We start from the raw sequence: 12,429 nt of genomic DNA, 5'->3' as shown, positions 1-12,429 counted from the left end.
TCAGGCTGCCTTCGCGGGCAAGCCCGCTCCCACATGGGTTCCCCACAATGCCTGAGGTCTTAGCGCGGCCCGGAAACCACCAGCATCTGGCCTGGTTTCAATGCCTGGCCGGTGCGCGGGTTCCAACGCTTGAGATGTTGCATCTCGACGTTGAAGCGTTTGGCCACCATGTACAGCGAGTCACCTTTCTTGACCTTGTACTGCACCGGTTTTTTCGCCGCGACTTTACGCGTGTCCTGCATCACCAGGGTCTGGCCGACCTTGAGGGCCTGGCCGTTGAGCTTGTTCCAGCGCTGCAGGTCATGCACATCGACCTTGTTGGCCTTGGCGATCAGCGTGAGGTTGTCGCCACTGCGTACCTTGTAGCTGCGGGTACGCCCGGCAACCGCCTTGGTCTCGACTTCGTCGAACACCGGCTTTTTCGGGCGCATGCTCAGCAATTCTTCCGGCTTCATCGTCGAAAGGGTGCTGGTCAGCAACTGGGCCTTGGAGGTCGGCACCAGCAGATGCTGGGGGCCGTCCAGGGTGGTGCGTTGTTTCAAGGCCGGGTTGAGCTGGAACAGTTCGTCTTCGTCGATCTCGGCCAGCGCGGCAACCCGTGACAGGTCCATGCTTTGCTTGACTTCAACGACCTCGAAGTACGGCGTGTTGGCAATCGGGTTCAGGTTGACGCCGTAGGCTTCGGGCGCCAGTACCACCTGGGACAAGGCCAGGAACTTGGGCACGTAGTCCTTGGTTTCCTGGGGCAGGGGCAGGTTCCAGTAGTCGGTGGGCAGGCCGAGCTTTTCGTTGCGCTCGATTGCCCGGCTCACTGTGCCTTCGCCGGCGTTATAGGCCGCCAGGGCCAGCAGCCAGTCGCCGTTGAACATGTCATGCAGACGCGTCAGATAGTCCAGGGCGGCCGTGGTGGAGGCGGTGATGTCGCGGCGGCCGTCGTAGGCGCGGGTCTGGCGCAGGTTGAAGTAGCGCCCGGTGGAGGGAATGAACTGCCACAAGCCGACCGCATCGCTGCGCGAATAGGCCATTGGGTTGTAGGCACTTTCAATCACTGGCAGCAGCGCCAGCTCCAGGGGCATGTTGCGTTCTTCAAGGCGTTCGACGATGTAATGAATGTAGAGGCTGCCGCGTTCGCCGGCATTCTCCAGAAAGGAGGGGTTGCTGGCGAACCACAGGCGCTGTTGCTCGATGCGCGGGTTGACGCCGACACCGTCCTGCAATTGAAAGCCCCGACGCATGCGTTCCCAGACATCCTGGGGCACTTCGGGGCTAGGCTTCTCTGATAGCCAAATAGGTTTTTGCTTGATCTTGGCAGCAAGATTCGGTTTGGGTTGCACGGTGGATTGTGCAGCGTAATTGGTCGATTGGCAGCCCGCCAGAGTTGCGGAAACGGCCACCGCCACGGCTTGAGCCAGGCGGGTCAATGCGTCTGAAGAAATGGATTTACGAATAGATGACGACATTGGCTGGAAGTAAGTTCCGGGCAAAAATGTCGGGCGATTCTAGAAAGCGCTGTGGTTCCGGTCAACCATTCAGAAATTACGTATCAGATTGCATCTGGTTAGAACTTATCTTTCCAAGCCCTCAAGCTAGCAAACACCTCGGCCCCAGAGCGGTTGTCGCGGCCGTTCCGTTCGTCCGCTTTTTGTTTAACGGATGTTTCAGCGGTGCGCAAAAATGGGTTAGTAAGTTTTTCCAGGGCCAGGTTGGATGGCAGCGTCATCTCGCCACGGGCGCGGAGTTGGGCGACATTTTCCACGCGTTCGGCGATGTCGGCGTTGTGCGGTTCCACGGCTTGGGCAAACTTGAGGTTACTTTGTGTGTACTCGTGTGTGCAGTACACCTGCGTATCGGCGGGCAGGGCGGCCAGGCGTTCCAGGGAGCTGTACATCTGCTCGGGCGTGCCCTCGAACAGGCGACCGCAGCCGGCGGCGAACAAGGTATCGCCACACAGCAGTACGCCTTGGTGGTAAAAGGCGATGTGGCCCAGGGTATGGCCTGGCACGGCGTACACGTCGAAGTCCCAGCCCAGCACGTTGATACGGTCGTTATCGTGCAAGGCCACATCCCGCGCCGGGATCTTTTCGTTGGCCGGGCCGTAGACCTTCGCGCCGGTGGCATTTTTCAGTTGCTCGACACCGCCTACATGATCATGGTGATGGTGGGTGACCAGGATGTCGCTGAGGGTCCACGCCGCATTCTGCTTGAGCCAGGCCAGCACTGGCGCGGCATCGCCGGGGTCGACCACGGCGCAGCGTTGGGTGGCGGGGTCTTGTAACAACCAGATGTAGTTGTCGGTGAAGGCGGGTAGGGCACTGATCTGTATCATTCTTCGATTCGCCAAGCTGAACACATTGGTGCATCTTAGAACGTCTAGGCGAGTTGGAGAATGCAATGACTGATAAAGCGTTCGCCCAGGCCGATCCTGAGTGGCTGGCCCTGATCAGCGCGGCCCGCGAATGGTTGTCCGGGCCGATTGGGCAGTTTTTGCTGGAAGAAGAGCGGCGCATGCTCGAAGACGAGCTGGGCCGGTTCTTTGGTGGCTACCTGGTGCATTACGGCCCGTCGGCCGACACGCCGCCCTCGGCGCCGCAGGTGCAACGCAATGTGCGCCTGGGTGCGCCTTTGCCGGGGGTGGAGATCGTCTGCGAGGAACAGGCCTGGCCCTTGAGCGAACACGCCGCTGATGTGGTGGTGTTGCAGCATGGCCTGGATTTCTGCCTGTCCCCCCACGGTTTGTTGCGCGAAGCGGCGAGCAGCGTGCGCCCTGGTGGCCATTTGCTGATTGTCGGCATCAACCCCTGGAGCAGTTGGGGCCTGCGCCGGGTGTTCGCCCATGACGGGCTGCGCCAGGCGCGTTGCATCGCGCCTTCACGGGTAGGCGACTGGCTCAACCTGCTGGGCTTCGCGCTGGAGAAACGCCGCTTCGGGTGCTATCGTCCGCCGCTTGCGACTGCCAAGTGGCAGGGCCGCCTGGCCGGCTGGGAACGCCGCGCAGGGGCCTGGCAGCTGTCGGGTGGCGGCTTCTATTTACTGGTTGCACGCAAGATCGTGGTCGGGCTGCGACCGGTGCAGCAAGTGCGCCGCGAGCCGATCGGCAAGCTCGTGCCGATGCCGTTGGCCAAGGTCAACCGCGAACAACGCGAACCGTAAAACCTCTTTTTGATTTCAGGCCGAATAACCGATGACCGATAGCGTAGAACTCTTCACCGATGGCGCCTGCAAGGGCAACCCGGGCCCAGGTGGCTGGGGCGCCTTGCTGGTGTGCAAGGGCGTGGAGAAGGAACTGTGGGGCGGCGAAGCCAATACCACCAATAACCGCATGGAACTGATGGGCGCCATTCGCGGCCTCGAAGAACTCAAGCGGCGCTGCAACGTACTGCTGGTGACCGACTCGCAATATGTGATGAAGGGCATCAACGAGTGGATGGTCAACTGGAAAAAACGCGGTTGGAAGACGGCGGCCAAGGAGCCGGTCAAGAACGCCGACCTGTGGCAATTGCTCGATGAGCAGTGCAACCGTCACGACATCACCTGGAAATGGGTACGCGGGCACATTGGCCACCCTGGCAACGAGCGCGCCGACCAGTTGGCCAACCGTGGCGTGGATGAAGTGCGCGGTTACAAGCAGAGCTGAATCAGCGACTTTGCTAAAGCTTGTAAAAACTGTTGGTGTTCACCGGTGGCTGGGTGCCATGGGGCGCTTCGTTTACAGAGCGTGCTAATATCCCGCCCCTTGAACTGTACCGAACCGTTGAGAGCTGAACCCTGATGGCCATCCGATCTGTTGTACTCGATACCGAAACCACCGGCATGCCGGTGACCGATGGTCACCGGATCATCGAAATCGGCTGTGTCGAACTGATGGGGCGCCGCCTGACCGGCCGCCACTTCCACGTCTATCTGCAACCGGACCGTGACAGTGACGAAGGGGCGATTGGCGTCCACGGCATCACCGATGAATTCCTCAAGGGCAAGCCGCGCTTTGCCGAAGTGGCCGATGAGTTCTTCGAGTTCATCAACGGCGCCCAGTTGATCATTCATAACGCGGCGTTCGACATCGGTTTCATCAACAACGAATTTGCCCTGATGGGGCAGACCGACCGTGCGGACATCTCCCAGCACTGCACGATCCTCGATACCCTGATGATGGCCCGCGAGCGTCACCCGGGCCAACGCAACAGCCTCGACGCCTTGTGCAAGCGTTATGGCGTCGACAACTCCGGCCGTGAACTCCACGGCGCCTTGCTCGACTCCGAGATTCTGGCCGACGTTTACCTGACCATGACCGGCGGGCAGACCAGCCTGTCCCTGGCCGGTAATGCGTCCGATGGCAGCGGTTCGGCGGAGGGCTCGGGCAACCGCCCTTCGGAAATCCGCCGCTTGCCTGCTGATCGCAAGCCGACGCCGATCATCCGCGCCAGCGAGCAGGACCTGGCCGAGCATGCGGCGCGGCTGGAGGCGATTGCCAAGGCTGCAGGCGCGCCGGCGTTGTGGACGCAACTCACCCAGCAATAACAGCGTTCACCTATCTATCTGACGCCCCGCGATCCAAATGTGGGAGCTGGCTTGCCTGCGATGGCTGCCTGACAGCCGACGGTAACCACGATGCGAAGCGAGCCGCTCTTGATCTGCTTTTGATCTGCTCTTGCTCTGCTTTTGATTTTGATCTCAAGCGCCCCGTCAAACCACGCTGGCCGTAATTCGACAGTGATTTGGGGGGTAAACCGGCAGGGATGCCGGTTTAGCCGCCCCGCGCCATGGATGGCGCGTGGCGGCGGCCCCCCAAATCACTGGCGGATTACGGGCACACCGAGCCACAGCGAGGTGCCGAGTGGTGGGGCAAGAGCCCTTTTGGTTACTTTTGGGGCTCTTTTCCAAAAGTGACCCGCTGTCAGAGCGGAACCCTAAGTAGCCGTTACCGCAGCAATGGATATGTACACAATCCCACTGTGTCGCCTGTCAGGCCGCCTTCGCGAGCAAGCCCGCTCCCACATTTGGATTGTGGGGTATCAGGTAGATAGGTGTCGGCTGGGAGGCCGTCATCGCAGGCAAGCCAGCTCCCACAGTTTGATTGCGGTATGGCCGGCAGGCAGGCCGTCACGGGAGCAAACTCCCTCGCCACAGGTTCAGCCCCGTACCGAAGTTAGAGATACCTCTCGACCACCTGTGAAATCTTCATTCGCCACTTTTGCTTCCAGCTTCTACCCTTGTGCAAAGCCTCCGGAGTAAGAGTGCTCATGTACAAAGACCTGAAGTTCCCCGTTCTGATCGTGCACCGTGACATCAAGGCCGACACCGTTGCCGGTGACCGGGTTCGAGGCATCGCCAGGGAGTTGGAACAGGAGGGCTTCAGTATTTTTTCTGCGGTGGACTACGCCGAGGGGCGGCTGGTGGCCGCTACCCATCACGGCCTGGCCTGCATGTTGATCGCCGCCGAAGGCGCCGGGGAAAACACCCATCTGTTGCAAAACATGGTAGAGCTGATTCGCCTGGCGCGGCTGCGCGCACCCAACCTGCCGATCTTTGCGTTGGGCGAGCAAGTCACCCTGGAAAACGCCCCCGCCGATGCCATGAGCGAGCTCAACCAACTGCGCGGCATCCTTTATCTGTTCGAAGACACCGTGCCGTTTCTGGCGCGCCAAGTCGCCCGCGCCGCACGCACTTACCTGGATGGCCTGTTACCGCCGTTCTTCAAGGCTTTGGTGCAACACACCGCCGACTCCAATTATTCCTGGCACACCCCCGGCCATGGCGGTGGCGTGGCCTATCGCAAAAGCCCGGTGGGGCAGGCGTTTCATCAGTTCTTTGGGGAGAACACCCTGCGCTCGGACTTGTCGGTGTCGGTGCCCGAACTGGGCTCGCTGCTCGATCACACCGGGCCCTTGGCCGAAGCCGAGGCCCGCGCTGCGCGTAACTTTGGCGCCGACCATACGTTTTTCGTGATCAACGGTACGTCCACCGCCAACAAGATCGTCTGGCATTCCATGGTGGGGCGCGATGACCTGGTGCTGGTGGACCGCAATTGCCATAAGTCGGTGCTGCATTCGATCATCATGACCGGCGCGATCCCTCTCTACCTGTGCCCGGAGCGCAACGAGCTGGGGATCATCGGCCCGATCCCCCTGAGCGAATTCAGCCCTGAGTCGATCCGCGCCAAGATCGACGCCAGCCCCTTGACCCGTGGGCGACCACCGAAAGTGAAATTGGCTGTAGTGACCAACTCCACCTATGACGGCCTGTGCTACAACGCCGAACTGATCAAGCAGCAGTTGGGCAGCAGTGTCGAGGTGCTGCACTTCGATGAGGCCTGGTACGCCTACGCCGCCTTTCACGAGTTCTTCGCCGGGCGCTATGGCATGGGCACCTCGCGCACGCCGGACAGCCCCTTGGTGTTCACCACCCACAGTACGCATAAATTGCTGGCCGCCTTCAGCCAGGCGTCGATGATCCACGTGCAGGACGGTGGCGCGCGGCAACTGGACCGTGACCGCTTCAATGAAGCCTTCATGATGCACATCTCCACCTCGCCGCAATACAGCATCATCGCGTCGCTGGATGTGGCCTCGGCGATGATGGAAGGCCCGGCCGGGCGCTCGCTGCTCCAGGAAATGTTCGACGAGGCCTTGAGTTTTCGTCGCGCCCTGGCCAACTTGCGCCAACATATCGCGGCCGAGGACTGGTGGTTTTCCATCTGGCAACCACCCTCGGTCGCAGGCATCGACCGGGTCGCCACGGCGGATTGGCTGTTGCACCCTGGGGATGAGTGGCATGGCTTTGGCGATGTGGTCGAAGACTACGTGCTGCTGGACCCGATCAAAGTCACGCTGGTGATGCCTGGCCTCAACGCCGGCGGGGCCTTGAGCGAGTGCGGGATTCCCGCCGCAGTGGTCAGCAAGTTCCTGTGGGAGCGCGGGTTGGTGGTGGAGAAGACAGGGCTGTATTCGTTCCTCGTGCTGTTTTCCATGGGCATTACCAAAGGCAAATGGAGCACCTTGCTCACCGAGCTGCTGGAGTTCAAGCGTAGCTACGATGCCAATGTCAGCCTGGCCAGTTGCTTGCCGTCGGTGTATGCCCAATGCCCGGCGCGTTATCAAGGCCTGGGGCTGCGCGACCTTTGCGACCAGTTGCACAGCTGTTACCGTAGCAATGCCACGGCCAGGCACCTCAAGCGTATGTATACGGTATTGCCGCAAATCGCGATGAAACCTGCCGACGCCTACGATCAGTTGGTCAGGGGTGAGGTGGAGGCGGTCTCTATCGATGCCTTGGCCGGACGCATCGCCGCCGTGATGCTGGTGCCTTACCCGCCGGGCATTCCACTGATCATGCCTGGCGAACGCTTCACCGAGTCAACGCGTTCGATCATCGATTACCTGGCATTTGCCCGCACGTTCGATAGCAGTTTCCCCGGTTTTGTCGCGGATGTGCATGGGCTGCAACACGAAGATGACGGCAGTGGCCGTCGTTATACCGTCGACTGCATCAAGGGTTAAGGAAGGTTATGCAAGCTGTAATGAACCCGAAGTATCCAGGACTCAGTGTGCGAGTCGCCGACGAAGGTTTTGACGCCTATGTGTGGGGCAATGATTTCAGCTTTGAAGTCAGCGCCTATGGGGTGCCGCAAATGGGCCAGCGCGTTGACCAATGGCCAGTGGAGCGCGTGCTGCCGTACCGCAAGTGCTATGGCATCGACCCGGAGGAGTTCGCCAGTTTCCGTGACGCCGCCGACAGCTCGATCTTCATGGCGTACCTGGACGACTGTGCCGTGGGGCATATCGTGGTCAGCACCAACTGGAACGGCTTTGCCCACGTTGACGAGCTGGCCGTGGCGTTGCCGGCGCGCCGACATGGCGTGGCCAAGTCACTGCTGGACGTGGCGCAATTCTGGGCCCGCAAGAAAAACCTGCCGGGCATGATGCTCGAGACCCAGAACAACAACCTCGGCGCCTGTCGCCTGTATGAGCGCTGTGGCTATGTGATGGGCGGTATCGATCAGTTGCGTTATCGCGGGATCGACCCGCACACCCGCGAGGTCGCGATTTTCTGGTATCGGTTGTTCAAATCGGAGCGCGAGGCGGTATGAACGGCTGACGATGTTGACCCTGGCGGGGACCAGGCGGCATTTATGCCGGCCCGTCCCGCTACCTCAATGCTCAGGTGTACATCCAAGAGTGTTCGTTGCCGGTTTTGATTTTAAAATCCAAGGCGAACGGAAAGTAATGGGTTTTTACCGCGTTCATTTTGTCTCGCGTATCGCTCGGTGGGACGATGCCTTGCGCTTTATACTGCTCGTGTATGACCGCTTCTATGTTGATAGCCGGCCCGTTGCGCACCGGTTTATTATCAACCAGTGTGACTTCTTTTAATCTATCAAAACCAAGGTCATACATGTCAGGCCTGCGCGACTTCAGTATGTCGTTAAACATATCGGGGCCAACCGTCTCAAAAATTTTACGCTCGTACTCGTAGAACTCAGCATTGGGTGTCTCGCCTTGTTGAACGGTGGGACGGTGTGCGGTGAAGTAGTCTTTGTTATTAGCGAAGCGGGTGCGCATCTCACTGATAATGGTGTCGATGACAGGGTTGTCAGGTTGTGTGGCGAAGTTGCTGGTGTTGTAGAAATTTTTGTAGTCAGTGAATTCAATGGCGACGGGGCTGTTTAACAGAATGTCGTTGGGCGCCGCGCGCAATTCGGTGTCTTTGACGGTGGCGACAATGCTGTCGTCAGTGTCAAGGTAAATGCCGCCGTATTTCTTCATGATCGGATAGCGCGCCACATCCGAGGCTGCAGCAAGGTTGGTTCCCTGGCCTTGGCGGAAATAGGCATACATGTCGGATGACTTTAACTGTTGGAAAACGTCGTCTTTATGAAGGTTTCTGACCTCAATGCCTGACTTGTTGGCCTCCAGTTGATTTTTGAGTTTGACAAACGTCCTCTGGTCGTTCGCATCAACATGAACGATAGATTTATAGCCAGGCGCGCTGACCGCATTGATCCTTATGTTGTCCTGCAAGTGAGGATTCATATGGCCGCCGGCCCAGAAGTAGTGAATCTCTTTGGGAATTGGCTTGGCGTTAGAGGGGACCGTCAGAGAAATAGACGGCGCGTTAACAAAGATATGTTTGTGGGTTTTGATTTTTTTGGCGTGATTGAATTCATCGACACTACCCAGCCTCCATTTCCCCTTGCCGGTCCGCCAAAAATACATGGCGCCTGTGTTCGCCTGGCTGCCGGGACCGTGAGTATTCGACATCTCGCTTTTCCATGCGCCGACCTGCGTATCAAACGTCACCGTATGATCGCGGCCTTTGTAGTGGACGGCGTAGGGGGAAGCCCCTGTACGCGTTATCTTTACATCATCAAGGGGGACGACGAACGTGTCGTCGGATAATCGCCAATGGGTTGTAGTGGGGGCGCCTCCGGGCAAACGGTGACCGCGTGAAATCGGTTCCCAACCTGCAACGCCCACATCCTTGATTGGAAGGTCGACGCCGGTTCCAGACGGATGCCTTATAAAGCGCTGGCCCTCGTTCAGGTTGGACTCATACAGCGTGCCGTCAACCTTCACATATTCTTTATTGTTCGGGCCTATGTAGACGTTGCCTTGCAAGCCTTTGACCTGCAGCAGATCTGCAGAGACCGTGGCCTCGTAACCCTGCAGCGACGGTGTATTGAGCACCTTGAGCTCGCCGTTGGCAGCCACCACCGAGGGTTGGAAATGCTGGAGTGGCGGCCCATACGGCAAGCCCTTTGCTGCATCAAAGGCGTGCCAGTTGCCACCTTGGAACACCGCCCCCATTTCAAGGTCATGCCCGGCAACCCTGGCGGTACCTGTGGAAACCAGGCCATGCTGGGTACTGGCGGCTTTGAGCAGGTCGTAGCTGCCGGTGGCGCCTCTGAGCGTGTTGAAGGCTTTCGTGCCCTTGGACCAGGCCCAGCGGCTGATGCCCTTGAGCAAATCGCCTGCGCCTCCCAGTGGGTTAAGCGCCTCGAGCGCGACGGTGCCGACGAACCGTGCAGTTCTGGCGACGCCTTTGACCCCAAACACGCCCTTGCTCAGCACTTTGCCGGCCTGGGCGGCTTTGCCGGCGCCCAGTGTCACCAGGCCGATCACATCCAGGCCGAGGTCCATCAAGCCGTCGCCGATATTGCCCTGCATGAAATTAACAATCGCCGACCTGAAAGGAATCATGTTGAGAAAAAACTCGCCGATGGCCTGGTTGGCGGCGCTGGTTTTATCGTATGAAGTGGTTCCGCGGGCGTGCTGGAGCAGGTCATCGCCGTGCAGGTCCAGACGTTGGGTGAGCACTTTGGCGATGTAGCGGGCGCGCTCGGAGTCGAACACCTGCGGTGTTTCAACGCGTGCCGGTGTTTCCTTGGACCGTTGGGCGTGCTCGTCTGCGAACGGGTTGAAGCGCACGGTCCTGTGCAAGGTGTTTGCGTCGCGCATATCGAGCCGGGAATAGGGCGGCGAATAAATATGCGCGAGGTAATTGTGTTTTGTAATGTTCCCGGCGCGGGTGTCGATCCGATAAATATTGACCTGCCCGTTGCGGGTGATTTTCACATCCAGCGTATGGCCTTTCTTGATCAGGGTTTTGCTCGAAAAATCGGCTTCTATGAAGTAGTCGTTGGTATGGAAAAATTCGAGCTGGCCATATTCGAAATTTTCCCGATCTTGCGGTGGTAGCGTCGATATCAGGTGCTGGGTCATTCCCGCATGACCTTTTTCCAGTGCCTGCATTGCAGGTTTGTAGTGCTGGTCAAAGGCGTCTGCGACCGACAGTACGCCGCTATCGGAAAGCGCGCAGAACGCCATGATGGGGATGCGCTTGTCCTGGGTGATCCAATGCTCGCTGTCACTGTTGTCGACCTTGGCACCCTGCATGACCACATCCAGCATCGAGTGGGTACCGGGGAAGCGCCCCGGCCGCCCTGGAACCAGTCGGGCCTTGGTCAGGTGCTTTGCCTTGAAGACGTCGTCCGGCACACCGGGAAATTTTTCCCGCAGCAATTGCATGCCCATCTCCTCACGCATCGGAATGGGGGTTGCCAGTGCCTGGGCGGTGGCCTGCAACGATTGTTGCTGAGTGCTGAAGGCGGTTTGTGTGGCGCGCATCTGCGTATCGCTGGGGGAGGTGTCCGCTTTCACGTAACCGTTGACGATTCCCCAGTTGTGCAAGGCTTCGCGATGGATCGTCTGCGTCAGCGCTGCGCCGACATCGGTGGTCTCGGCGGCTGCCAGTACCTCGCTGTAGGTCATGGTGAATGCACGTCCCGGCGACTCGGCCTCCAGCTTGGCCACGGCGATCTCCAATTGAGTCCAGGCCACGCTGGCGTAGGTCACGTTGGGCGGTATGTCCTTGACCAGATACTGCGGTGCGGTACGTGCCAGCAACAGGCGCGCTGCCAGGTCGGCCGATGCCTTGGACGCCCGACCTTCCTTGACCAGATGGCGGCTCAAGCCCTCGATCGCCACGTTGGGCGGCTGGTTCCAGAGCGCCCGTTGGCCGAGATCAAAGCCACTCACGCTGTTGCGGGCCGGTGTTCCCAGGGATTGCGGGTCCAGCCCCAGTGCAATGGCTGCCAGCAAGTAGTCATTGACGCTGGTGTTGGTTGCGATGCCGCCCAGTCGCGCTTGAATGAACTGGCCCAGTGCTTGCGCCTTGGCCGATCCCAGCAGCATTTCCATGGCGCTGGCCGGGAATTTGAAATCGTTGCTCGACAGGTGAGTGACAGAGCACAGGTAGCCCAGCACACCCTGTTTGTCGGTCAGTGGCAGTTCCGGCAGGGCGGGGTCTGGTGTGTTCAACAGGTCAATGAGGGCTTGTTGGTCGTGCGCCGACAGCGGGATCGGCCACGACAGGGCGCCACCGTAATTGCCCAGGGGAAACGTCTGCACCTGCTTGGTCGCCACTTGATAAAGCGCCAGCAACGCCTCAAGGGTCTTGGGTGCGGGCACGCCGCTGCCGCTGAGGAATGTACCTAGCTTGACCCGGCTGTTGGGCGCCAGGTTGTGTTGCCGCGAGTACCGTGAGCCCTCGCACACCGGTAGCGTGGAGGTTGCCAGATGCGTGGCGAGCCGGGCTTCGAGCGCGCCTCGTTGGCGGTCCGACACCTCGCCGGGCAAGGCGTCGTTGAGTTCCTTGAGGAGTTCGCCCAGGTTGTCTGCCAGTAGCTGCCAGTTACAGCGCTCACTGAAGGCTTGTTTAAGGGCTGCCGGGTTGTCGAGCTCGTCAGGGGCCACATCGTTGGTGGAGCCCGCCACCGGCAAGGACTGCGTCGTGGGCGCAGGCTGCAGGGGCGGTGCTTGAGTCAGGGCAGCAGGGTGCAGCAGCGGCAAGTGCGCCAGTGCATTGGGAAGTGGGAGCATGGGTATCAATCCTTGGTTGCGCTGTTCATCCGTTAGAAAGCTTGTGCTTTGTGCT

At 59.6% G+C, this 12,429-nt stretch carries 8 protein-coding genes; 5 read left to right on the top strand and 3 right to left on the bottom strand.

The window, feature by feature from the left end:
• Positions 1–59: 59 nt before the first annotated feature.
• Complete coding sequence (locus PSH76_RS15340; RefSeq protein ID WP_020301567.1) at positions 60–1,460, bottom strand: transglycosylase SLT domain-containing protein; 1,401 nt, start codon at positions 1,458–1,460, stop codon at positions 60–62.
• 98 nt (positions 1,461–1,558) lie between these two features.
• Positions 1,559–2,326 (bottom strand): hydroxyacylglutathione hydrolase, encoded by a 768-nt coding sequence (gene gloB, locus PSH76_RS15335; RefSeq protein ID WP_305492485.1) that lies wholly within the window; start codon positions 2,324–2,326, stop codon positions 1,559–1,561.
• Between the two features lie 65 nt (positions 2,327–2,391).
• Between gloB and PSH76_RS15330 the strand changes: the two genes are divergently transcribed.
• The 5 genes from PSH76_RS15330 to PSH76_RS15310 all read left to right on the top strand — a co-directional run bounded on the left by PSH76_RS15330 (position 2,392) and on the right by PSH76_RS15310 (position 8,083).
• A complete protein-coding gene (locus PSH76_RS15330; RefSeq protein WP_003190694.1) occupies positions 2,392–3,150 on the top strand; it encodes a class I SAM-dependent methyltransferase in 759 nt (252 codons plus the stop codon).
• Between the two features lie 31 nt (positions 3,151–3,181).
• Positions 3,182–3,634, top strand: a complete 453-nt coding sequence (gene rnhA / locus PSH76_RS15325; protein WP_003173571.1) for a ribonuclease HI — start codon at positions 3,182–3,184, stop codon at positions 3,632–3,634.
• 140 nt (positions 3,635–3,774) lie between these two features.
• The gene (gene dnaQ / locus PSH76_RS15320) at positions 3,775–4,515 is read left to right on the top strand and encodes a DNA polymerase III subunit epsilon (RefSeq protein ID WP_164692278.1); all 741 of its coding nucleotides are present in this window, start codon (positions 3,775–3,777) and stop codon (positions 4,513–4,515) included.
• Between the two features lie 722 nt (positions 4,516–5,237).
• A complete protein-coding gene (locus PSH76_RS15315) occupies positions 5,238–7,493 on the top strand; it encodes an Orn/Lys/Arg decarboxylase N-terminal domain-containing protein (protein ID WP_305492484.1) in 2,256 nt (751 codons plus the stop codon).
• Between the two features lie 8 nt (positions 7,494–7,501).
• Positions 7,502–8,083, top strand: coding sequence for a GNAT family N-acetyltransferase (locus PSH76_RS15310; protein WP_081089351.1), 582 nt, complete (start codon positions 7,502–7,504; stop codon positions 8,081–8,083).
• 70 nt (positions 8,084–8,153) lie between these two features.
• Here the strand turns inward: PSH76_RS15310 and PSH76_RS15305 are convergent, their stop codons facing one another.
• Complete coding sequence (locus tag PSH76_RS15305; RefSeq protein ID WP_305492483.1) at positions 8,154–12,374, bottom strand: TcdA/TcdB catalytic glycosyltransferase domain-containing protein; 4,221 nt, start codon at positions 12,372–12,374, stop codon at positions 8,154–8,156.
• Positions 12,375–12,429: the final 55 nt, after the last annotated feature.

The sequence above is a fragment of the Pseudomonas sp. FP215 genome, assembly GCF_030687795.1.
Taxonomy (GTDB): domain Bacteria; phylum Pseudomonadota; class Gammaproteobacteria; order Pseudomonadales; family Pseudomonadaceae; genus Aquipseudomonas; species Aquipseudomonas salmasensis.
Note: the sequence above shows the minus strand (reverse complement) of the source record. Positions and strands in the feature narration are given on the sequence as shown.